Source organism: Pelobacter propionicus DSM 2379 (assembly GCF_000015045.1).
Taxonomy (GTDB): Bacteria; Desulfobacterota; Desulfuromonadia; order Geobacterales; family Pseudopelobacteraceae; genus Pseudopelobacter; species Pseudopelobacter propionicus.
This window is the reverse complement of the sequence record NC_008609.1, coordinates 18,155-39,629: the sequence shown is the minus strand read 5'-3', so window position 1 is coordinate 39,629 and position 21,475 is coordinate 18,155. Positions and strand designations below refer to the sequence as shown.

At 60.5% G+C, this 21,475-nt stretch carries 19 protein-coding genes; 11 read left to right on the top strand and 8 right to left on the bottom strand.

Going from position 1 to position 21,475, the window contains the following annotated elements:
- Positions 1-1,500 carry a methylmalonyl-CoA carboxytransferase subunit 5S gene (locus PPRO_RS00160; protein ID WP_011733988.1) on the bottom strand — a complete coding sequence of 500 codons (1,500 nt, stop codon included), beginning with the start codon at positions 1,498-1,500 and terminating at the stop codon, positions 1-3.
- Between the two features lie 455 nt (positions 1,501-1,955).
- On the opposite strand from PPRO_RS00160, the gene cysS reads away from it, so the two are divergent.
- The 6 genes from cysS to galT all read left to right on the top strand — a co-directional run bounded on the left by cysS (position 1,956) and on the right by galT (position 11,497).
- Positions 1,956-3,437, top strand: coding sequence for a cysteine--tRNA ligase (cysS, locus tag PPRO_RS00155; RefSeq protein WP_011733986.1), 1,482 nt, complete (start codon positions 1,956-1,958; stop codon positions 3,435-3,437).
- Between the two features lie 182 nt (positions 3,438-3,619).
- Positions 3,620-5,221: a sensor histidine kinase gene (locus PPRO_RS00150; RefSeq protein ID WP_011733985.1), complete on the top strand. Its 1,602-nt coding sequence runs from the start codon at positions 3,620-3,622 to the stop codon at positions 5,219-5,221.
- Entirely contained in the window at positions 5,199-5,579 is a 381-nt protein-coding gene (locus PPRO_RS00145) for a response regulator (protein ID WP_011733984.1), read from the top strand. Before PPRO_RS00150 ends, PPRO_RS00145 begins: the two co-directional genes overlap by 23 nt.
- Positions 5,580-5,633: 54 nt before the next feature.
- Complete coding sequence (locus tag PPRO_RS00140) at positions 5,634-8,141, top strand: mannose-1-phosphate guanyltransferase (RefSeq protein ID WP_011733983.1); 2,508 nt, start codon at positions 5,634-5,636, stop codon at positions 8,139-8,141.
- Positions 8,142-8,175: 34 nt separating this feature from the next.
- On the top strand, positions 8,176-10,371 hold the full coding sequence (locus tag PPRO_RS00135) for a glycoside hydrolase family 57 protein (RefSeq protein ID WP_011733982.1): 2,196 nt from the start codon (positions 8,176-8,178) through the stop codon (positions 10,369-10,371).
- Between the two features lie 100 nt (positions 10,372-10,471).
- Positions 10,472-11,497 carry a galactose-1-phosphate uridylyltransferase gene (gene galT / locus PPRO_RS00130; RefSeq protein ID WP_011733981.1) on the top strand — a complete coding sequence of 342 codons (1,026 nt, stop codon included), beginning with the start codon at positions 10,472-10,474 and terminating at the stop codon, positions 11,495-11,497.
- 111 nt (positions 11,498-11,608) lie between these two features.
- Here the strand turns inward: galT and PPRO_RS00125 are convergent, their stop codons facing one another.
- Positions 11,609-11,815 (bottom strand): hypothetical protein, encoded by a 207-nt coding sequence (locus PPRO_RS00125; protein ID WP_041532049.1) that lies wholly within the window; start codon positions 11,813-11,815, stop codon positions 11,609-11,611.
- A 128-nt stretch (positions 11,816-11,943) separates the two neighbouring features.
- Between PPRO_RS00125 and PPRO_RS00120 the strand changes: the two genes are divergently transcribed.
- Positions 11,944-12,834 (top strand): TIGR02757 family protein, encoded by an 891-nt coding sequence (locus PPRO_RS00120; RefSeq protein ID WP_011733980.1) that lies wholly within the window; start codon positions 11,944-11,946, stop codon positions 12,832-12,834.
- A 99-nt stretch (positions 12,835-12,933) separates the two neighbouring features.
- Positions 12,934-14,577 (top strand): DUF3426 domain-containing protein, encoded by a 1,644-nt coding sequence (locus tag PPRO_RS00115; RefSeq protein ID WP_011733979.1) that lies wholly within the window; start codon positions 12,934-12,936, stop codon positions 14,575-14,577.
- Between the two features lie 103 nt (positions 14,578-14,680).
- Here PPRO_RS00115 and PPRO_RS00110 read toward each other — a convergent pair whose 3' ends face one another.
- From PPRO_RS00110 to PPRO_RS00090, 5 genes are all read right to left on the bottom strand, one after another.
- Positions 14,681-15,205 (bottom strand): FKBP-type peptidyl-prolyl cis-trans isomerase, encoded by a 525-nt coding sequence (locus PPRO_RS00110; RefSeq protein ID WP_011733978.1) that lies wholly within the window; start codon positions 15,203-15,205, stop codon positions 14,681-14,683.
- 239 nt (positions 15,206-15,444) lie between these two features.
- A complete protein-coding gene (locus tag PPRO_RS00105) occupies positions 15,445-15,777 on the bottom strand; it encodes a DUF167 domain-containing protein (RefSeq protein WP_232286664.1) in 333 nt (110 codons plus the stop codon).
- Positions 15,743-16,195, bottom strand: a complete 453-nt coding sequence (locus PPRO_RS00100; protein ID WP_041532048.1) for a DivIVA domain-containing protein — start codon at positions 16,193-16,195, stop codon at positions 15,743-15,745. The genes PPRO_RS00105 and PPRO_RS00100 overlap by 35 nt, the downstream gene beginning before the upstream one ends.
- Positions 16,196-16,201: 6 nt before the next feature.
- Positions 16,202-16,498, bottom strand: coding sequence for a YggT family protein (locus PPRO_RS00095; RefSeq protein WP_232286663.1), 297 nt, complete (start codon positions 16,496-16,498; stop codon positions 16,202-16,204).
- A 157-nt stretch (positions 16,499-16,655) separates the two neighbouring features.
- The gene (locus PPRO_RS00090) at positions 16,656-18,014 is read right to left on the bottom strand and encodes an IS1182 family transposase (protein ID WP_011733975.1); all 1,359 of its coding nucleotides are present in this window, start codon (positions 18,012-18,014) and stop codon (positions 16,656-16,658) included.
- A 364-nt stretch (positions 18,015-18,378) separates the two neighbouring features.
- On the opposite strand from PPRO_RS00090, the gene PPRO_RS00085 reads away from it, so the two are divergent.
- The 3 genes from PPRO_RS00085 to PPRO_RS00075 all read left to right on the top strand — a co-directional run bounded on the left by PPRO_RS00085 (position 18,379) and on the right by PPRO_RS00075 (position 20,624).
- Positions 18,379-19,179, top strand: coding sequence for an inositol monophosphatase family protein (locus tag PPRO_RS00085; RefSeq protein ID WP_011733974.1), 801 nt, complete (start codon positions 18,379-18,381; stop codon positions 19,177-19,179).
- Positions 19,176-19,505, top strand: a complete 330-nt coding sequence (locus PPRO_RS00080) for a hypothetical protein (protein ID WP_011733973.1) — start codon at positions 19,176-19,178, stop codon at positions 19,503-19,505. The genes PPRO_RS00085 and PPRO_RS00080 overlap by 4 nt, the downstream gene beginning before the upstream one ends.
- A 135-nt stretch (positions 19,506-19,640) precedes the next feature.
- On the top strand, positions 19,641-20,624 hold the full coding sequence (locus PPRO_RS00075) for a beta-ketoacyl-ACP synthase III (RefSeq protein ID WP_011733972.1): 984 nt from the start codon (positions 19,641-19,643) through the stop codon (positions 20,622-20,624).
- Between the two features lie 106 nt (positions 20,625-20,730).
- Here the strand turns inward: PPRO_RS00075 and PPRO_RS00070 are convergent, their stop codons facing one another.
- Positions 20,731-21,474, bottom strand: a complete 744-nt coding sequence (locus tag PPRO_RS00070; protein WP_011733971.1) for a M48 family metallopeptidase — start codon at positions 21,472-21,474, stop codon at positions 20,731-20,733.
- Position 21,475: the final 1 nt, after the last annotated feature.

Genomic DNA, 21,475 nt, shown 5'->3' with positions numbered 1-21,475 from the left:
TTACTTTTTGTACGGGGCGACGACTACCTTGTGTTTCTGCCCTTCCAGGGTGACGGCATAGGTGATCGGGCCGGTGATCTTGCCCTGGTGCTCGGCAGCGGTGGCTGCGTCGACGGCGCCTTCTTCCGGGTCCTTGCCCAGGTTCATCGGGCCTTCTGCGCGGGTGGCGAAGAATTTGGCGGCTACCTGGGGGAACATGGCGTAGGTGAGCACGTCTTCGTCGCTACCGTCGTTGCCTTCCAGTGCTTCTGCTTCAGCTCTCAGTTTTGCCCATTCAGGATCGAGCAGGTCGGCGGGGCGGCAGGTGATCGGCTCTTTCTTGGCATGATCCTGGGCCTTGGCAACGATTTCCATGTTCTTGTCGCCGGGGCTGGCGCCGTAGTAGCCGAGCATGATGTCGGCGAATTCGCCGGTGAGGACCTTGTATTTGCCCATCAGGACGTTGAGGACGGCCTGGGTGCCGACGATCTGGCTGCTGGGGGTGACCAGCGGTACATAGCCGGTGTCCTTGCGAACGCGCGGTACTTCTTCCAGAACTTCGGTGAGGCGGTCGCCGGCGCCCTGCTGGTTGAGCTGGCTTTCCAGGTTGGAGAGCATGCCGCCCGGGATCTGGCTCTTGAAGATTTCGGTCTCGACGCCGGTGACGGCGGAGAGGAACTGCTTGTAGCGGCCAAGGGTCTTGGAGAAGTACAGTTTGGCCTTGAGGACCCGGTCCAGGTCAACTTTGGTGGTGTAGCCGGTGCCTTCCAGCATTTCGATCAGGCTCTCGGTGGGGTTGTGGCCAGGTCCCAAGCTCATGGAGCTGACGGCGGTGTCCACGCAGTCCACGCCGGCTTCGATGGCTTTCATCAGGCTGACCAGGGTGACGCCGGTGGTGGAGTGGGCATGCAGCTGGACGCGCAGGCCGGGGCAGGCTTCCTTGATCCCCTTGACCAGGTCATAGGCCGGCTGCGGCTTGATCAGGGCGGCCATGTCCTTGATGCAGATGGAGTCAACGCCCATGTCCTGCAGGCGCTTGGCCTGGTCCACGAACAGGGCGGTGGTGTGGATCGGGCTGACCGTGTAGCTGATGGTGCCCTGGGCGTGCTTGCCGGCTTTCTTGACCGCCTTGATGGAGGTCTCAAGGTTGCGCAGGTCGTTCAGGGCGTCGAAGATGCGGTACACGTCCATGCCGTTCTCGGCCGACTTGTCCACGAAACGCTCAACCACTTCGTCCTGGTAGTGGCGGTAGCCAAGCAGGTTCTGGCCGCGAAGCAGCATCTGAAGCTTGGTCTTGGGCATCAGCTTCTTGAAGGTGCGCAGACGCTCCCACGGATCCTCGTTCAGGTAGCGGATGCAGGAGTCGAAGGTGGCTCCACCCCAGCATTCGATTGACCAGTACCCGGCGTTGTCAAGCTCTTCACAGATGCCGGTCATGTCCTCGATACCAAGACGGGTGGCGATGAGGCTCTGGTGAGCATCCCGCAGGGCAAGTTCGGTTATGTCGATGATCTTATCCATGTAGTTTCCTGTCTCCCCAATGAAAATAGTGGTGCTAAATTGCTACCTTGGGTAAAAAACATAATCAAACCAATTAGTCAAGCTATTTTATCCAGCCATTTGGCCCCGATTTATCGTAACCGCGCGCCCCGCCTGATTTTAGCCATAATAAAAAAATCAACCCTGATCTCGATCCACATACAGGCATGTCTGCCGATGGCTGACCGCCCCATGGCTGCATCGAATTTCAGCCTCAATCTGCCAGGGCGCCCCCTCCCGGAACAGCCCCTGGCTGCATGCCTCAACTAGCAGGGGTTTCCGGCCATGGTGACTGCCGCCAAGTCTCTGTAGGCACACCCGCTTGACAGATTGATTCAGGCGTCACCCGCGGGAGAAGAGGCGGACATTAGCCGCTTGCCTTCCCGCCCAAAAAAATGCATAAATATAGCACTTTTTTTATACAGGGGACCTGATTCATGGCACTGCGCATCTACAACACCCTCACCGGCGAGAAGGATACCTTCGTTCCGCTGCACCCCGGCAAGGCAGGCATGTACGTCTGCGGCGTCACCGTCTACGATTACTGCCACATCGGCCACGCCCGGGCCAATGTGGTCTTCGATGTCATCTACCGCTACCTGGGCTACAGCGGCTACGCTGTCACCTATGTGCGCAACTTCACCGATATCGACGACAAGATCATCAACCGTGCCAACCAGGAGGGGGTTGATTACACCACCATCAGCGAGCGCTACATCGAGGCCTTCAACCAGGACATGGCCCGACTGGGCCTGGCAAAGCCGACCGTGGAGCCCAAGGCCACCGACCACATGGGGGGGATAATCAGCGTCATCGAGACCCTGATCGCCAAGGGGCACGCCTATGAATCGGACGGCGACGTGTACTATGCCGTGGAGAGCTTCCCAAGCTATCTCAGGCTCTCCGGCCGCAACCTGGAAGACATGCTGGCCGGTGCGCGGGTCGAGGTGGATGACCGCAAACGCAACCCCATGGATTTCGCCCTCTGGAAGGGATCCAAGCCGGGCGAACCGAGCTGGGATTCCCCTTGGGGAGCGGGGCGGCCGGGATGGCACATCGAGTGCTCGGCCATGAGCATGGAATATCTGGGCAAAACCTTCGACATCCATGGCGGCGGCAAAGACTTGGTCTTTCCCCACCACGAAAACGAGATCGCCCAGTCCGAGGCGGCCAACGGCTGCCAGTTCGTCCGCTACTGGATGCACAACGGATTCGTGAACATCAACTCGGAGAAGATGAGCAAGTCCCTGGGCAACTTCTTCACCATCCGCGAGGTGCTGGAGCAATACGACCCGGAAACCCTGCGCTTCTTCATCCTCTCGGCCCACTACCGCTCGCCCATCGACTTCTCCGACCAGAACCTGAACGACGCCCAGGCCGGCCTAGAGCGGATCTACTCCTGCCTGGCGGCGGTGGACGGGGCCATGGAGGGACAGGACGTCCCCAACCAACCGGTCGAAGGCGCTCCCCTCCCCCCTGCCGGCGCCGAGTTGCACGAAAAGCTCCAGTCGCTCATTTCCCGCTTCAGGGAGGCCATGGATGACGACTTCAACACCGCCCAGGCCCTGGGCGTGCTCTTCGAAGCCGTGCGGGCCACCAATCGCTTCATGGCGGAGAGCGGCGACCAGACACCGGCAACCCTGGCGCTATTGGGCCAGGTACGGCGACTGTTCGCGGAAACCGGCGACGTGCTTGGCCTGTTCACCAGCCAGCCAGCGGCATGGCTGGAGTCCATCAAACAGGCCAAGAGCGACCAGATGGAGATATCCCCCCAGGAGATCGAGCAGCTGATCGCCGAACGTGCGGCGGCGCGCACGAACAGGGATTTCAAGCGCGGTGACGAGATCAGGGACCTGCTGCTGCAGAAGGGCATCCAACTGCTGGACTCTCCCCAGGGGACGACCTGGAACATCAGGTGACCCTTCTTTATTGATGCATGGCATCACCTGACCCGCGGCCCGACCCCTTCGACCGGGCCGCGGGCATTTCTCCTCCCCACGCCTTGAACCGCCGGAATTGTCTGGTATAGTCCATAGCTACTACATCAGTTACGGGGCACCACTTGGATTGGCAATGCTGCTGGAGCAGGGAAAGCATCGGGATGGGCGACTGCCCGAACATCCTCGAGGGGGATGAGGCCCTTCTTGCGTCCCGCCAGCGCCGCATCCTTGAAAAGTGTTGCGACTGCGCCAGTTTCAAGGACGACCTGCGGCGTTTCCGCGAGAGCGGTCACCCCCTGGCTCCGGTCATCCTCACCCTGCACGGCGCGCACCAGCGCCAAAAATCCCAGATCGATTCCCTGGTCAGCTTCCTGGACAGCAAAACCCTGGAGGTGCGTTTCCTCCACGAGCTTGGTTCTACCCTGCAGAGTTCCGTGGACCTGGAGGAGGTGCTCTCCGTTGCCCTGACCGCCATTACCGCCGGCAAGGGCTTCGGCATGAACCGGGCCTTTCTGCTGATCATCAACCGTGAGCAGGGTCTCCTCCAGGGGCACCTGGCCATCGGACCGCGCAGCTATGAAGAGGCCAACCAGACCTGGGACGAGATCTCCCGCAACGACATGGACCTGCAGGGTCTGGCCCAGAATTTCCGCGCCAACAAACTCGACTCAGAACGGGCCAAGTTTCACGATATCCTGGAGCAGCTTACCGTTCCCCTGTCAAACAGCGATCACCTGCTGATCAGCACCTTGAACGGCACACAGCCGCTTTTGGTGGAAAACGCCTTCCACAACCCGGACATCTCCACTGAAATCGCCAACCTCCTGGGGGTCGATACCTTCCTGCTGCTGCCGTTGATCAGCCGCAAACGCCGGGTGGGCATGATCATCACCGACAACTGCATCACCCACCGCCGGATCAGTGAAGAAGACATGCGCTCCATCGAGAATTTTTCCTTTCTGGTGGCCTTTGCCATCGAGCGCGCCTCACTGTACGAACGGCTCCAGGTGGAACTGAGCCGTGCCACCGAGGCGGGCAACAAACTGAAGGAACAGCAGGAACTGATCGTCAGGATGGAGAAGATGGCACTGGTGGGGCGGATCACCTCCAGCATCGCCCACTCCATCCATAACCCGCTGATGGTCATCGGCGGATTCGCACGCTCCATCCTGAAGAGCACCCCCGAGGCAGACCCCAAGCGGGGCTTCATCGAATCCATCGTGGGGGAGGCTCGCCACCTGGAGGACGTGCTGGACGAGATCCTCAACTACTCCGATTCGCTCTATCCCACCAGGGATTTCTGGGATGTGAATCAGTTGCTGGAGGCATCCCTGCGGGAGATCCAGGAGTTTCTCCTGGAACGCGACTGCATCTGCCAGTTCGAGCCGCAGGAGGAACTCCCCCTGGCGTACATCGACTTCAAGCAGGTAGCCTACTGCGTGCGCACCCTGGTCATGGACAGCCTGGAGGGACGCAGCGGAGAACTGCTCTCCATGCGGGCCCTCCGGCAGGGTGACGGCATCCATGTGGTCATCACGGACAGGGCGCGCAGCGTCACCCCAGAAGACCTTGATGCGCTCTTGACCCCCTTTGCCATCACCCACACCATGGGATCGGGACTCGGCCTGGCGCTCTGCCGTACCATGCTGGAAAAGCAGGACATCCCCTTTATCGTTGCCGCGCCTCCCGGAGGCGGGGTCACCTTTACGATCATACTTCCCACGGAAAAGGAGAGCAGCCATGAGCAGGCTCCTGGTAGTTGATGATGAGGCCAACATTCGCATTCTGTACTCGGAAGAGCTGGCGGACGAGGGGTACGAGGTAGTCACCGCCGCCAACACCGCCGAAGCCATCGAAAAACTGCAGCAGACCCCCTTCGATCTGGTGGTTCTGGACATCAAACTGAAGAACGAAAACGGCATCGAACTGCTCCAGAAGCTGGTCCGGGAGCGACACGAGATGCCGGTGATCCTCTGCTCGGCCTTCTCCTGCTACAAGGACGACTTTTCCGCCTGGCTGGCGGACGGCTATATCGTCAAGTCCGGTGACCTGACCGAGCTGAAGCAGGAGATCGCCCGCGTGCTGGCCAAGAAGATCCAGAAGGCAAAGATCGGACTGTAACCACCCCCGTACTCGGAGCAGACACCCCATTCCATCGCAAGGAGTCACCCATCTATGAAAGCCGTCATCATGGCCGGCGGATTCGGCACCCGCATCCAGCCGCTCACCAGCAACCTCCCCAAGCCGATGATTCCCCTGTTCAACCGTCCGATCATGCTCCATATCGTGGAGCTGCTCAAAAAACATGACATAACCGATCTGGTCATGCTGCTCTACCATCAGCCCGAGGTGATCAAGAAGTTCTTCCGGGACGGCTCCGATTTCGGGGTCAAGATCACCTACGTGATACCGCTGCAGGACATGGGCACGGCCGGGGCGGTCAAGGCGGCCGAGAAGTACCTGGACGAACGCTTCCTGGTGATCAGCGGCGACCTGCTAACCGACTTCAACCTGAAAAAGGTCGTCAACTTCCACAACGACAACAAGGCCATGGCCACCATCACCCTGACTTCGGTCAAGGACCCGCTCCAGTTCGGGGTGGTGATCACCGACAAGGAGCGGCGCATCACCCAGTTCCTGGAAAAGCCGGGCTGGGGCGAGGTTATCTCCGACACCATCAATACCGGCATCTACGTCCTGGAGCCGGAGATATTCAAGTACATTCCCGAGGGAGAAAACTTCGACTTCTCCCAGGATCTCTTCCCCACCTTGCTGGCGAACAACGACCCGCTGTTCGGCTTCCCAGCCAGGGGGTACTGGCGGGACATCGGCAACACCGATTCCTACCGCGAGGCCTACCACGACATCTTCAGGGGCAAGGTCAACCTGAAGATCTACGAGCCCAAGCTGGACTTCGTGGGCAAGGATCTGCGCATCGCCAGCGACGTGACCCTGGGCGACCCGTCGGGGCTGGAGGGAACGGTGGTCGTGGGTGACAACAGCCAGATCCTGCGCGGCGTGCAGATAAAGGACTCGGTCATCGGACGCAACTGCACCATCGAGCAGGGGGTCAGACTGAGCCGCTGCGTGATCTGGGACAACACCTATGTCAAGAAGGGGGCGCGCATCAACGACTGCGTGGTCTGCTCCAACGTGCTCATCGGCCAGGGAGCAAGCCTGGAAGAGGGGGTCATCATTGCCGACGGAACCTCCATCGGCGACGAGACGGTGATCAGGCGGGATGTGAAGATCTGGCCACGCAAGGTGGTTGAGCCGGGATCCATTGTCACCGCCAACCTGATCTGGGGCGAAAAATGGCGCAAGCTGCTCTTCGAAGGGGCCATCGTCAGGGGGCTCTCCAACGTGGAGTTGACCCCGGAATTCGTGGCCAAGCTGGGCTGCGCCTACGGCACCATGCTCCCCAAGGGGAGTTTCGTGCTTGGTGGCCGCGATTCCAACCGGGTCACGCGCATGCTCAAGCGCTGCTTCATGGGCGGCATCCTCTCCACCGGGGTCAACGTGCGCGACCTGAAGATGGCGCCCCAGCCCATGCTGCGCTACAAGCTGAAGACCTTCGGCGAGGTGGGGGGATTCCACTTCCGCCAGGCAGAGGACGACCCGGCAGCCCTGGAGATCGTGTTCATGGACAGCGACGGGCTGGACTTCTCCAGCGGCATGGCCAAGAACGTGGAGCGCATCTTCTTCAAGGAAAACTTCCGCCGCGCCCACCACACCGAGCCGGGCGCCATCACGGACATCAACAACGTGGCCGACTACTACCGCGAGGGTTTCCTGCGTGCGATTGACCGGGAACAGCTCAAGAAGGCCGCCTGGACAGTGGTGATCGACTTCAACCACTCCGCCGCCAGCCAGATCCTGCCGCTGATCCTCAACGAACTGGGTTGCTACGTCATCGCCCTGAACGCCTACGTGGACGAGGGGCGCGGCTTCACGAGGGAGATGGACAAGCAGACCGCTCTGGAGCAGCTCTCCAAGATCGTCTCCTCCGTGGGCGCCCAAGCCGGTTTCTGGCTCGACCCCACCGCGGAAGCCATCACCCTGCTGGACGAAACCGGCCACATCCTGAGCGGCATCGAACTCCTGTCCCTGTTCGCCTCACTGACCATGAAGAGCGGCCAGAGGGGGGTGATCGCCGTACCGGTGCAGGCCCCCTCGAGCATCGAACAGATGGCTGCCCCCAAGCGCTGCCAGATCACCCGCACCAAGAGCAGCGAACGGGCCATGCTGGAGGCGGCCGGTTCCAGCGAGGTGATCCTGGCCGGCTCCACCGACGGCCGTTTCGCCCTGCCGGTCTTCCAGGCCTCCTTCGACGGCATGTTCGCCATCGCCCGGCTGATCGAGCTGGCCGCGGCCAGCGGCGGCCCGCTCTCCCGATCACTGGCCGACCTCCCGGAGTGCGCCTATCTGCAGACCAGCATCTCCTGTCCCTGGGAGATGAAGGGGGGCATCATGCGCAAGATGAGCGAGGACAGCCTGGACAAGGAGGCAACCTTCATCGACGGGATCAAGGTCCATTTCGGCGACGAGTGGATCCTGCTGCTGCCGGACCAGCACAGCCACTACATCCATATCGTTGCCGAGGGGAAGGACCATAAATCGGCCCAGAGGCTGCTGGCTGAATACCAGAAAAAAGTGGAGAGCTGGAAGAAAGAGCTGGAATAGGGGCGTTATCACCCCCGGCAAGGAGCAGCAGCGCATGCCAACCCCTCTCGATGTGGTCATCGTATGGCACATGCACCAGCCATACTACAAGGATCCGATCAAAAACGCCTACGCGCTCCCCTGGACCTACCTGCATGCGATCAAGGACTACTTCGACATGCCGGCCATCGTCGAGGACACACCCGGGGCGCGGGCGGTGTTCAACCTGGTCCCGTCGCTGATCGAGCAGGTTCTGGACTATGCCGACGGCACGGCCGTGGACCGCTTCCTGGAGATGGGCAGGGCCGCTCCTGCGGACCTCTGCGAAGACGACCGCATCTTCCTGCTGGAGAACTTCTTCTCCGCCAACCGCCAGCGCATGATCGAACCGAACCGTCGCTACCTGGAGCTGCTCTACATGGCCGGAGAGGGCAAAGCGGGCAATGCCCGCGATCGGGTGCGGCATTTCAGCGATCAAGACCTGCTGGACCTGCAGGTCTGCTTCTTCCTGGCTTGGACCGGCGAGGCGGCCCGCCGCCGTTACCCGGCCTTTGGCGAGCTTATCGTCAAGGGGGATTCCTACACCAACGCCGACAAGGAACTGCTCTTCACTACCCAACGGGAGGTGGTCCGGGCAATCATCCCGCTCTACAAGCGGCTCCACGATGCGGGGGCCGTCGAACTGGCGGTCTCCCCCTACTACCATCCGATTCTGCCGCTTTTGTGCGATACCCGCATCGCCCTGAACGCCTTGCCGCGCATCGCGGTTCCCGCTGCGCACTTCAGCTACCCCGAAGACGCCAGGGCCCAGATTCGCCGCGGCATCGACTATTTCAGGTCCGTGTTCGGCTTCATTCCCAACGGCATGTGGCCGCCCGAGGGGTCGGTCAGCAGCGAGGCCCTGGAGATCATCGCCGAGTGCGGCCTCTCCTGGATCGCCTCGGACGAGGAGGTGCTGGCCAAGAGCCTGGAGCGGGGGCTGGGGGATCACAAGGAGCGGCTCTACCGCCCCTGGCGTTTCGACGGCAGCCATGGTGGCCTGGGCATGTTCTTCCGCGACCACCATCTGTCGGACCTGATCGGCTTCACCTACTCGTCCTGGGACGCCGGCCGCGCCGCCGACGATCTCTGTTGCCGGCTCACGGCCATCAAGGAGCGTATCGGTGGCGAGGGGCGCGTCATCCCGATCATCCTGGACGGCGAAAATGCCTGGGAATACTACGCCAACAACGGCTACGACTTCCTGCGCAGCATGTACACCGCCATCTCCGGCACGCCTGAACTCAACCTGACCACCTGCTCGGACGTGCTGACCAACACCAGCTTCACGGGACGCCTGCACACCGTCCACCCCGGTTCCTGGATCAACGCCAACTTCGGCATCTGGATCGGCCATCCCGAGGAAAATCTGGCCTGGGAGCTGCTGGCGCGAACGCGCGAAACGGCCGCCAGCAGCAACCCGGACGTGGCGGCCATCCTGGACGGCCATCAAGCGGACGGCGACGGTAGCCGGATCGCCGAACAGATCTGTTGCTCCCTCTATGCGGCGGAGGGGAGCGACTGGTTCTGGTGGTACGGCGACGACCATTTCTCCCCCCACAGCGACCGCTTCGACCGCCTGTTCCGCCAGCACCTGCTGAACGTCTACCACCTGCTGGGACTGGACCCGCCCAGCCAGCTGCTGGAACCGATCAAAAAGAAGAGCCCCGCCGGCCTGATCCGCGAACCGGCGACCTTCATCGATCCGAACATCAACGGCCGGATCAGCGACTATTTCGAGTGGCTGGCCGCCGGGCTCTATGATCTGACCCGCCAGGGGTCGGCCATGCACTCTTCGGACCGCATGCTGCAGAGCTTCTACTACGGCTACAACCGGACCTCGTTCTTCGTGCGCATCGACGGCATCCAGGAGCTCTCCCGCCTGCTACGGGAGGTGGATGTGCTCAACCTGCATCTGATCTTCGACCGCGAGTACCGTCTCCCCATGCAGATCAGCTGCGACGAGGGGCTGCTGCTGGTCAAGGAGAGCAATCTCTGGGTGCCCACCCACGGCCATTGCCACTGGAAGGTGGCCAAGACCTGCGAAGTCAGCATCCCCCTGGAAGTGCTCAGACTTCCCCCCAGGAGCAAGCTCTTCGCCTCCCTGTCACTGGTGCGCGACAACGAGGAGATCGGCAGATGGCCCTCGGACGCACCGCTGATGCTGTACTACGCCGGTCCGGAGATAGAGCTGGAAAACTGGCTGATTTAGTTCGAAGTTCAAGGTTCGTGCTTCAAGATTCGTTGTTGAGTGATTTCAACCTCGAACCATGAACTGCGAACCGTTTTATGAAGCGTCTTTTGGAGGAATAATGTCAGAACTGCGCTGGGATCCATTGAAACTGCACTGGGTGATTATCGCCACCGAGCGGGGCCGGCGACCGCGGGATTTCCAGGTTGAGCGGGAACATAACGGCATGACCGCCTGCCCCTTCTGCTACGGCAACGAGGACAAGACGCCGCCGGAGATCTTCGCCATACGCCCCAGCGGCATGCCCAACGCCGCCAACTGGCGCGTGCGGGTCATCCCCAACAAGTACCCGGCACTGAGGGTGGAGGGGCAGGCGGGGAGCCGCGGCTACGGGCTCTACGACGTGATGAACGGCATCGGCGCCCATGAGGTGATCATCGAAACCCCCGACCACAACCGCTCCATGGCCGACCTGGCGGTGAACGAGATCTGCGATGTGCTCAGGGCCTACCGCGCCCGCTACCTGGATCTGCGTAAAGATTTCCGCCTGCGCTACATGGTGATCTTCAAGAACCATGGCCTGCGCGCCGGCGCGACCCTGCACCATTCCCACAGCCAGTTGATCGCCGTTCCGCTACTCCCGCCGGTGGCCGCCACCGAGCTGAAGGTGGCCCGCACCTATTTCGGCACAAAGGAGCGTTGCATCTTCTGCGACATCATCGACTTCGAACTTAGGGAGGGACAGCGGGTGGTGCGGGAATTTCCCAACTATCTGACCATGACCCCCTTCGCATCCAGTTCCCCCTTCGAACTCAGGCTCTTCCCCAAACAGCACAGCCATGACTTTGCCCTGATGAACGACGCCCAGCTGTCCGAACTGGCAATGGCACTGAAGGACATGCTGCTGCGGGTCAAGAGCGTGCTGCTGGACGCTCCCTACAATTTCATCCTCCACACCGCGCCGCCGCCCCATCACCGACCGGGCAAACCGGGGCACTGGGGTTCGCTGGAGTATGACTACCACTGGCATATCGAGCTGGTCCCGCGCCTGACCCAGACGGCCGGCTTCGAGTGGGGCACCGGTTTCTACATCAACCCCACCTCGCCGGAGGACGCGGCACAGTTCCTGCGCGAGGCAGAGGTGTAACGGAACCAAGCTAGCCTGACGACAAAAGGACGGCCCCCGGGGAGTCGTCCTTTTGTCGCTATTCTCTAGCGTTTCATCGCGGCCCTGGGCGCGACACCCGCCTGTAGCCGCCTACAGGATAATCTTCTCGCCGCAACGCTTGCAGATGAATTCAGTATCCCCCTGCTGGGGAAAAATCATCACATCGCATTTTGGACAACTCTGAATACTCTCGTCCATGTTGGGAAAGCTCTTGTAATAACTGGCCCAGTCGAGACTCTTTACCTTCTCGATTTCTTCCTCGGTTACCTTATTGTTCACCCGCTTGATATTGTTCATTTGTTAACCTCGTTCCGTTTGGCCGATTTTGACACCTCTATAGCACAGCCACCGGCGTTTTAAAACAGGATTGTGAGCGGCTCGTATTATCCCTTGCCCCCGCCCCCCACCCCTGCTATCGTGCGGAAATGCACGACCTCCCGATCAAGGCCGTCCTGGACCGTCTCTGCGCCACCCGATCACCGCGACAACTGGCCAACGACCCGCTCTCCTTCTGTCACCGCTACCGCGACCCGCTGGACAGGGAGGTGGCCGCCGTCATCTCCTCCGCATTCGCCTACGGCGCGGTCGGGATCATCCTGCGCACGCTGGAGTCGATCTTCGACCATATGGGGCCGTCGCCGCGCCGCTATGTGGAATGTTTCCAGCCGGAGCGCGGCCTGCGCGATTTCAACGCTTTCAAACACCGCTTCAACGACGGCCGCGACCTGTGTGCCCTGCTGTGGTGCATACGGCTGATGATCCGGGAGGCTGGCAATGTCGAGGAGTTCTTCCTGCGCGGCCACGACGACAGCGCCCCGGATGTGACCGAATCCCTGAACCGCTACTCCACGGCCGCGCTGGCCCTGGACTATTCACCGCTATTCGGCCAGGAGAGCTTCCCGAAAAGCTCCTCTTTTCCGTTCCTGTTTCCCGCCCCCCACTCGGGAAGCGCCTGCAAGCGACTCTGCATGTTTCTGCGCTGGGTGGCGCGTCCGGCCGACGGCATCGATCTGGGCATCTGGCGCGGAATATCGCCCTCCCAGCTGATCATCCCGGTGGACACCCACATCCAGCGCATCTGCGGTTATCTGGGGTTCAGCGGACGCAGGAGCGCCGACTGGCGTACGGCCCGGGAGATAACCGCGGCGCTGCGCCGGCTGGACCCCTTCGACCCGGTCAGGTACGATTTTGCCCTGGCTCACCTGGGAATTTCCGAGGGCTGTAACGGTGTGGATCCGGCCGCCTGCGCAGCCTGCCCCATCGCCGGAATCTGTCCGCAACAGGGCGCTATCACTACGATAAGAAAAGGTTTATGATTTGACACCCACCCCCCTTTCTGATATAGGATTCGTTGTTTCAGCTAGTTCCATGCCGGTTTGCCATGCCGTTCCATCACGTCTGCCAGGGAGTCGCCGATGATAATCCAGTGTGAACAGTGCCGGACAAAGTTCAGGCTCGATGATTCCAAGATCAAGGAGAACGGAGTCAAGGTTCGCTGCGCAAAGTGCCGACACGTCTTTACGGTCATGAAACAGCAGCCTGAGCAGGCGGAACAGAGCGACTTCGGCGCCATGCTGGAGCAGAGCTCCGCCCTTGGCGCCACGCCTCAGGAGGCCGAGTCTGGCTTTCCCCAGGAGCAGGCCGCCGAAAACCCCTTTGCCGCTGCCCAGGAACAGGAGCAGAGCGGACAGTCCTTCGATTTTGGTGCAGTTGAGCCGCCGCAGGAAGAGCAGCCCCAGGCTCCGGCCGAGGAGTTCTCCTTTTCCGCCAACCAGGAGAGCGCTCCAGCCATGGGGGAGACTCCCCCCTCCCCTCCCGGTGAATTCCAGTTCGGCGAGGTGGATTTCGGACAGCCCGCGGAACAGCCGACCATGGCTGAATCCGCCCTGGAACCGTTCCCGGAGGCCAAGGCCGCAGCTCCGCACCAGCCCTTCGGAGATGAATTCGACTTCCAGCCCCTGGATAGCCAGCAGCAGGCCGCATCGGTAGAAGAGCAGGCCCCGGCCGCCCCCCACGGAGAGATCGATTTCGGCCAGGTGGATTTCGGGCAACCCGAGGTTGCGGCCAGCGCGGAACCGTTCATAGCCGAACAGGGAAGCGCTACCCCGCAGGTCCCGCCCCCCCTGGAGTTCGAATTCGATCTGCCCGAAAGCAACGACACCCAGAGCCAGCTCTCCGGGGAAAAAACGGAGACCGTCCCAGCCGGACCGGAAAACATACCCACCGCGGATGCGTTCGATTTTGCCATGGAGTTGCCCACCCCTCCCAGCGGGCAGAAGCTGCCCCAACTGGAGGAGGCATTCAGCTTCGACGTTCCCGCTGAAACGGCGATCACCCCCCCACAGCCGGCAGCGGCTGTCCCTTCTGCAGCACTTCCGGTTCAGCCGGAGCCCGTGCAGCCGGCAGGGACAGAGATGAAACCATACGGCCCGGTCATCTCGCCAGCGCCAGAGCCAGCGCCTGGCACGGCCGATAGCGATCTGGTTCCGCCCGAACCGGCCCAGGAAGAGCTGCCCCCCCTCTCGATCCCCTCACGCCGCAAGTCGTCATCCCTGCTGAAGGCGCTGGTGGCTCTTCTGGTGCTGGCAATGGTCGGCGCGGCCGCCTTCTACGGCAAGGATCTCTACCCGAAACTGAAACAGATGATCGCTCCCGAATCGGGCAAAATCCAGCTCCGCTCCATCTCCTCATCATTTGTCAGGAACACGACCACCGGCAGCGAACTGCTGGTGATCAGCGGAGAAGCGGTCAACGGATTTACCACCCCGCGGGCATCCCTACAGGTAAAGGGAATGGTGTACGGCGACAAGGGCCAGGTGCTGGCCAGTAAGAACGCCTACTGCGGCAACCCCCTGTCGGCGCAGCAGTTGGCCAGCATGCCGCTGGACGCCATTGAACTGGCCATGGCCAATCAGGTCGGCAGCGGCCTCTCCAACCTGGAAATCGCCCCCGGCAAGGCACTCCCCTTCACGGTTGTCATCGCAACGGTGCCGGAGGGAGCCAAAAATATCGGCATTGTCCCTGCCGGATCACAGGCTCTGGGTGAAAAAGCCAAATAGGAGGTAAAGCTCCTCCTCACGCACAAGGGGCGCGGAATTGATTCCGCGCCCCTTTTTCGTCCGAAATCGGCGGACAGGTGAAGAAATCTTTCCTCTTCCCCGGTTATGCCACGATTTCCACCAGCCTGATGTCGAAGGTCAGGTCCATTCCCGCCAGGGGATGATTGGCATCCAGCGTGAGGGTCGTGTCGCTCACCCCGGTCACCATGACCGGCATACCGCTTCCATCCTGAGTGACCACCTCCATCCGGTCACCCACTTCCGGATGGATATCGTCCGGGATCTCGCTCCGCTCCACAACCGCCACCAACTGCTCCAAGCGCTGGCCATAGGCATCATCGGCCACGATTTTAACCCTGACGCCCTGCCCCGGCTCGAGCCCGACAACCGCCTCTTCGAACTTGGCCAGCAGGTTTCCCTGGCCGATGACAAACTCCAGGGGGCCGGAGGCTCGCTCGCCGCAGCCGCAATCGTGGTCACCACAATCATTGCCGTGGTCGGCGCAACGGTCCCCGCACCCATCGCCGCACGCAGCCTCCCGCTCTTCGGATGTGTCGAATATGCTGCCGTTATCCAGTGTCCCGGTGTAGTGTACCCGGACGGTATCTCCGATCTTTGCCTGAGCCATTCAGTGTTTCCTCTCGTTGTGTAGTTCAGCCCTCTGTCCCGGATTGACCGGCATCGGACTACGTGCTGCGTGTACAAGCTCGCACAAAATTGCAATGACAACAGGGCACACAGAGCTATCGGAGACAAAAACAGGAAAAGTCACCGATGCACCAGGCCGGTGATTCAGGATTCCATGAATTTCCGGGATTATTTCTCTGTGGCGTACGTGTCGTTATGGGTTCAGGAGTGTGTTCATTATCAGGAGAGCAGTCCCTGGATGCGGCTGCTGATCAGGTCGGAGTCGGCCGTGGCGATGCGCACACGCTTATGGCGGGAGGTTTCCCCCGAGATGATCTCCACCGCCGACTTGGGCACATGCAGCAGGTCGGCCAGAAATTCGCGGCAGAGCTTGTTGGCCGCTCCATCCACCGGCGGCGAGGTCAGCCTGAGCTTGAGGGAGTTGTCCACCAGGCCGCAGATCTCGTTTTTCGATGCCCGCGGCTGGATGTAGAGGTTGAGGACGACCCCCTTCGCCGTCACGCTGTAGCAGGAAGTCTCAGGACGGTTCATCGCCGTCCAGCATGCGGACATGGCATTCCAACAGGCTCCTCAGACTCGATTCGAACTGGACCTTCTGGCGGCTCACATCCTCGATGCGCGCCTTGAGGTCCCCCAGGCGGCGCTCCGATTCGGCCACGATCTTTTCCGCCTTCAGCTCGGCCTCGCCGATGATCAGGCTGGCTTCCTTCTGGGCCGAGGCCTTCATCTCCTCGATCACCCGCTGGGCAGCCAGCATGGCCTCGCGGAGGTCCTTCTCCTTTTCGGCCATGTCCTGCATCTCGCGGTTGTGGCGCGCCTGCTGCTCCTTTAGCTCGTTGTTCTCCCTGACCAGGTTTTCCATCTCGGACGCCACGCTCTGCAGGAAGGCATCCACGTCATCGGGGTCGATCCCTCCCCACAACTTGCCCTTGAACTGTTGTTGCTGAATATCGATCGGAGTGATTTTCATTGCTGGTCAACCTCTCAGTTTGAGCGCCATGCTGATTGTGGTCAGGTAGTGAACTGCCGTGTCGAACAGGATGATCTGAAGCACATAGATGAGGACAAACGCCACCAGCGGCGAAAAATCGAGCATGCCGGTATCGGGCATGTGGCGTCTGATCCTGTTGAGCAGGGGGTTGGTAGCCCTGTAGATGAAATTAACCAGGGGATTGTAGGGGTCGGCGTTCACCCAGGAGATGATCACGCTTGCCAGCAGGATGTACTTGTAGATGGTCAGTAATCCGTTGGCCAGTTCCATGATCTTTGCCAAGGAGTCTGTCGGGCTTGACCTCAGGGGCGCCCTCTTTTGTGGCCAAGCCGATTAAAAAAGTTCCGTATGTGTTCGTCTTCCCACCGGCAACCTGGTTAATTCAGCCCTTTCAGCGATGACTGCGGTTATTACAGGCTGATTTTCGCTATTTCTCATTCTATCCGGCCAAGACATGCAGCCGTTTGATGTTGTAGGCCATGCAGACGAGGTTCCATTCGCCTTTTACTGCTTCAAAGCCACGAAGAAGAAAGCTTCTGAATCCCATGACCGCCTTGATGATGCCGAAGACCGGTTCCGAGGTGACTTTTCGCTGGGCGTAGATCGCCTTGCCGGAAGGTGTCTTCAGGCGATGCTTCATTCTGGCCACGGAATCGGCATCTTCGGGTAACGGCGGCGGTTCGGCAAAGCGCTCCATCAGTGGCACGTTGTGACTCTGCCGGTCTACGGCAATGTAGGGAGTTATCCCGTTCTCCTCACAGGCAGTTACATTGGTTTCGCTGAAGTAGCCACTGTCAGCTACCAGATCGGTTGCCTTGCCAAGCTTCTCAGGCAGCGCCGCCAGGTTCTCCAGGGTCGGTGTCAGCTCCTGTTTGTCATTGGGATTCTGGGTAACATGGGCCGAAACGATGAGCTTTGATGCTGTATCCACACCGGCCTGGGCGTTGTAAGTCTGCTCGAATCCGCCACCGGAGGTCGGCATGATCCGCGACTCTTCATCGGTCAGATTGACCTGATCTTTGGCAGTGGGGCCGGATTTGGGCGGTTTCGGCTCTTTCCCCTTGGCCTTCTTGCCCGTTGCCTGCTCCTTCTTGGCCCGTTCGGCGACTTTCTTCTCATAAGCGGCCTGTTCACGAGCATGGCGCTCAGCGGCTCGTTTTTCGATCTCGACCTTGGCTGCGGCAATGGCGGAAAGACGCTTTTCCCGACGTTCCAGTTCTTCGGGGATGTTCATGCCGTCCGGAATATCGGCACGGTCCGCTGCCTCGGCCTTTTTGAGCAGTTCGCCAACCTCAGCCTTGATCTGCTCTTCAAGCTTGCAGGCATGCTCATAGCTCAGCGCCTTGTGCTTGGAGGCGTTCGCCTTGATTTTGCTGCCATCCAAACTAACGTTGCCCAGTTTCAGCACCTCCATCTGATGAGCGATCAGCAGAATCTGGGCAAACAGCTTGTTCAGTTGCGGCAGAAAACGCCGGCGGAAGGTGGCAATGGTATCGTGGTCAGGATGACTGTTTGCCGCTATGAACCGGAATGCCACGGAGTCGTAGGTGCTGCGCTCAAGCTTCCGGCTGGAGAATACGCCTGTCGCATAACCGTAAAACAACAATGCTACCAGCATCTCAGGGTTATAGGGCTGCGAGCCTCGGCCGGCATAGGTAGCTTTCAAAGAGCGCAGGTCGAGCTGTTCGACAATTTCGACCACAAACCGGGCCAAGTGCTTTTCTGGTAGCCAATCCTGCAGCGATGGCGGGAGCAGATAGGGTGTTTCCCGGTCAACTTCAATAAACTTTGATTTCATAGTCAACCCCGATACCTAACCAGTTGATATTACCGGACAAATATACGGGATACACCAAGAAAACGCAAGCTAAAGCTGACGACTTATTCAATAAATACAGCAGGTTAACCAATTGAAAACGCCCTGGAGATGACGGCTGAATGCGTTAAGCCCGACAGACTCCAAGGCCAGAAGTATGTTTGCGATAAGGATCATGGCCGACGCTCCACTGTCGTAACGGTAGTGTAAATGCGGCAAATATGCCTTAAAGCTCCTGTAATGTCAAAGCAGAATCATGGCCGTCCTTGCCCTCGAACCGCCACTCTGCTATATTCGCTCCTTCTCCGACGGCACATGGGCCGCATTTTTTCATGGAGCATCGCACATGAATACCTGGAATGACCATCTGCAGGTAGCCATCGAGGCTGCCCGCCTGGCTGGCAGCTATCAGCGCCACCGTTTCACGTCGCCGCTCAGCATAGAGCTGAAGGGGGACAAGGACCTGGTGACCGAGGTGGACCGGGAGTCCGAACGCCTGATCGTCCAACAACTGCTGAACCGCTTCCCCGATCACTCCATACTGGCCGAAGAGGGCAGCTGCCCCCACAGTGAATCCCCCCACTGCTGGATCATCGACCCCTTGGACGGCACCACCAATTTCGCCCACGGCTTTCCCTGGTTCTGCGTTTCCATCGCCCTGGAGGCGGATGGAGAGCTTGTGGCGGGCGTGATCCTCAACCCGATCCACGACGAACTGTTTACCGCCACCAGGGGCGGGGGCGCCTTCCTGAACGGCCGCCGCCTGCGCGTTTCAGAACGTTCCCCCCTGAAAGACACCCTGCTGGGCACCGGTTTTCCCTATGACTGCGCCAGCGACCCGGTTAACAACTTCGACAATTTCATGGCCTTTCAAAGGGCTGCGCGGGGAATCCGCAGGGCGGGAGCGGCGGCCCTGGACCTTGCGAGCGTTGCAGCCGGTCGCCTGGACGGTTTCTGGGAACTGAAGCTCAAACCCTGGGACGTTGCCGCCGGCGTGCTGTTGGTGCGCGAGGCGGGGGGCATGGTCAGCGGCTTCGACGGATCGGAGTACTCAATCTTCCATAACCGGATCCTGGCCAGCAACGGCCTGATCCATGGAGAAATGGCGACCATGCTGGAGCGGGTTGCCAGTGAGGAGGCGGCATGACGCGCAAGAACCGGGCTCTACTGATGACCGCCCTGATCCTGCCGGGATTGGGACAGCTCTACCTCGGTCGCAGCGCCCGGGGGATCGCCCTGATCCTGCTGACCAATCTGCTGCTCCTTCTGGCGCTGGTCGTTCTTCTCAAGGCCGCGGCGCCGGCGCTCTCTGCCCGGCTGGCTTCCGGCGCGGTCAGTCCCGCCGACATCATGACCGGCCTGGAGGGTTCCGCGGGATACGGCCGGGCTCTTCTGGGCGCCTTCGTGCTGCTCTGGGCAGGAGCGGTGGCGGATATCCTCTTCCACCGTGAAGCCATCGACGGGGGACGTTGACGGGGGGACCACCCCTGGCGCATCAGCCATGGGCGGTCCTTAATCGGTTTGACAAACAGCCCCCCGCTGTGAGATAAGTGCTTTTTTCACGTTTTATCATGCAGTTGGCAATTTTAAACAGGAAGTGGAGCTACCATGATTCATTCTCAGATAATTGGCAGTGGCGGTTATTCGCCGGAACAGGTGATTTCCAACGACTATTTTGAACCGTTGGTGGAGAACGCCGACGAGTGGATCTTCAGCCGTACCGGAATACGGGAGCGGCGTTTTGCCCGCGAAGATCAGGCCACGTCCGACCTGGCGACCATCGCCGCCCGGAACGCCCTTGAGTCCGCCGGAATTTCGGCCGACGAGATCGACTGCATCGTGTTGGGTACATCCACGCCGGACATGAGTCTCCCTGCCACGGCCTGCATCGTCCAGAACAACATCGGCGCCAAAAACGCCTTTGTCTTCGACATCAACGCGGTCTGCAGCAGCTTCGTCTTTGCCATGGAAACCGCCGACAACTTCATCCGCAGCGGCAAGTACAAGACCGTGATGGCCATCGGCGCCGATACCTATTCCCGTATCCTGGACTTCCAGGACAAGAACACCTGCACGCTCTTCGGCGACGGCGCCGGCGCCGCCATCCTGCGGGCCAGCGACACCCCGGACCGGGGTATCCTCAGCACCTACATGCGCAGCGACGGCTCCGGCTGGGAGCTGATCCAGGTCCCCTCCTCCGGGTCGCGCAAGCCGATCAACGCCGAGACCATCGCCAACCGGGAGAACACCTTCAAGATGGCCGGTAAGCAGGTCTATGTCTTCGCCACCAGCGTGATCCCCGAGATCATCACCGAACTGTGCAGGAGGGCCGGCGTGGAACCGTCCGACCTGACCCACATCATCCCCCACCAGGCCAACATCCGCATGATCGACTTCATCGCCAAGAAGTTCGACTACCCCAAGGAACGCTTTCTGCTCAACCTTGATCGCTGCGGCAATACCTCCTCCGCTTCCGTTGCCCTGGTCCTGGCGGAAAACATGAACAACGGCACCATTAAGCCGGGCGACCTGGTGCTTACCATGGCCTTCGGTGGCGGGCTCTCCTGGGGCGGGCTTTTGATCAGGTTCTGATCCGCTTCACGGAAATCCCTTGTCCAATGTGTGACAATGCCGGAGTTCGTGATCACCACGAAACTCCGGCATTGTCGTTTGCAGCGTAAAAAGCCCTTCGGCGCGATCAGAGCGCCCCGCACTGTCTCAGTTGCCGCCGCAACTCGGCGTGATCCGGGGCGTAGCGGCTGACCAACTTCCAGAAGTGCGGCCCGTGGTTCGGTACCCTGATGTGGCAGAGTTCGTGGATGATCACATAATCGAGACAGGGGAGCGGCGCCTTGATCAGGTTCAGGTTGAGGCAGATGCGGCCGGTGCGGTAGGAATAGCTCCCCCAGCGGCTCTTCATGCTTCTGATCACGATGGGAGGAAGCGGAAAAGCTTCCGCCTCCATTCTGCGGTGGCATTCCCTGGCCCGCTCCCCGAAGAGTTCCACGGCCCGCCCGCGGTACCAGGCATCGATCACACCGGCCAGTTGTCCATGATCATCCCCCTGGCTGCTGCACACCACCAGTTCATGACCACGGAGCGAAACAGCCTCGCCCGCCCCCCGCTCCACGCGCAACAGGTACTCCCTCCCCTGATAGGGAAAGATCGCGCCGCTCTGGAAACTCTGTCCGCTTTGCGGTAGGCAGCTCTCCAGGCGCTGCCAGACCATCTGGATCCAGTCCGCCTTACGGCCCACGAAAGCCCTGATCTCATCCAGGGGAGTAGCCAGGGGAACCCTGACCCACACCGACTTGTCCCTTCTCACGGTCATGCCCAGACTTCTGCGCCGCGACCGGCAGTAGTGGAAGCTGATCGTCACCCCCTGATGAATAATCTCCATGGCTGGCATGGCATCATGCCGGCGTTCCCCGTTCCCCGCCATG

Excerpts from the sequence above, each read along its gene's own strand:
- PPRO_RS00160 (WP_011733988.1), bottom strand. The coding sequence starts at position 1,500 with ATGGATAAGATCATCGACATAACCGAACTTGCCCTGCGGGATGCTCAC.
- cysS (WP_011733986.1), top strand. The coding sequence starts at position 1,956 with ATGGCACTGCGCATCTACAACACCCTCACCGGCGAGAAGGATACCTTC.
- PPRO_RS00150 (WP_011733985.1), top strand. The coding sequence starts at position 3,620 with ATGGGCGACTGCCCGAACATCCTCGAGGGGGATGAGGCCCTTCTTGCG.
- PPRO_RS00145 (WP_011733984.1), top strand. The coding sequence starts at position 5,199 with ATGAGCAGGCTCCTGGTAGTTGATGATGAGGCCAACATTCGCATTCTG.
- PPRO_RS00140 (WP_011733983.1), top strand. The coding sequence starts at position 5,634 with ATGAAAGCCGTCATCATGGCCGGCGGATTCGGCACCCGCATCCAGCCG.
- PPRO_RS00135 (WP_011733982.1), top strand. The coding sequence starts at position 8,176 with ATGCCAACCCCTCTCGATGTGGTCATCGTATGGCACATGCACCAGCCA.
- galT (WP_011733981.1), top strand. The coding sequence starts at position 10,472 with ATGTCAGAACTGCGCTGGGATCCATTGAAACTGCACTGGGTGATTATC.
- PPRO_RS00125 (WP_041532049.1), bottom strand. The coding sequence starts at position 11,815 with ATGAACAATATCAAGCGGGTGAACAATAAGGTAACCGAGGAAGAAATC.
- PPRO_RS00120 (WP_011733980.1), top strand. The coding sequence starts at position 11,944 with ATGCACGACCTCCCGATCAAGGCCGTCCTGGACCGTCTCTGCGCCACC.
- PPRO_RS00115 (WP_011733979.1), top strand. The coding sequence starts at position 12,934 with ATGATAATCCAGTGTGAACAGTGCCGGACAAAGTTCAGGCTCGATGAT.
- PPRO_RS00110 (WP_011733978.1), bottom strand. The coding sequence starts at position 15,205 with ATGGCTCAGGCAAAGATCGGAGATACCGTCCGGGTACACTACACCGGG.
- PPRO_RS00105 (WP_232286664.1), bottom strand. The coding sequence starts at position 15,777 with ATGTCCGCATGCTGGACGGCGATGAACCGTCCTGAGACTTCCTGCTAC.
- PPRO_RS00100 (WP_041532048.1), bottom strand. The coding sequence starts at position 16,195 with ATGAAAATCACTCCGATCGATATTCAGCAACAACAGTTCAAGGGCAAG.
- PPRO_RS00090 (WP_011733975.1), bottom strand. The coding sequence starts at position 18,014 with ATGAAATCAAAGTTTATTGAAGTTGACCGGGAAACACCCTATCTGCTC.
- PPRO_RS00085 (WP_011733974.1), top strand. The coding sequence starts at position 18,379 with ATGAATACCTGGAATGACCATCTGCAGGTAGCCATCGAGGCTGCCCGC.
- PPRO_RS00080 (WP_011733973.1), top strand. The coding sequence starts at position 19,176 with ATGACGCGCAAGAACCGGGCTCTACTGATGACCGCCCTGATCCTGCCG.
- PPRO_RS00075 (WP_011733972.1), top strand. The coding sequence starts at position 19,641 with ATGATTCATTCTCAGATAATTGGCAGTGGCGGTTATTCGCCGGAACAG.
- PPRO_RS00070 (WP_011733971.1), bottom strand. The coding sequence starts at position 21,474 with ATGGCGGGGAACGGGGAACGCCGGCATGATGCCATGCCAGCCATGGAG.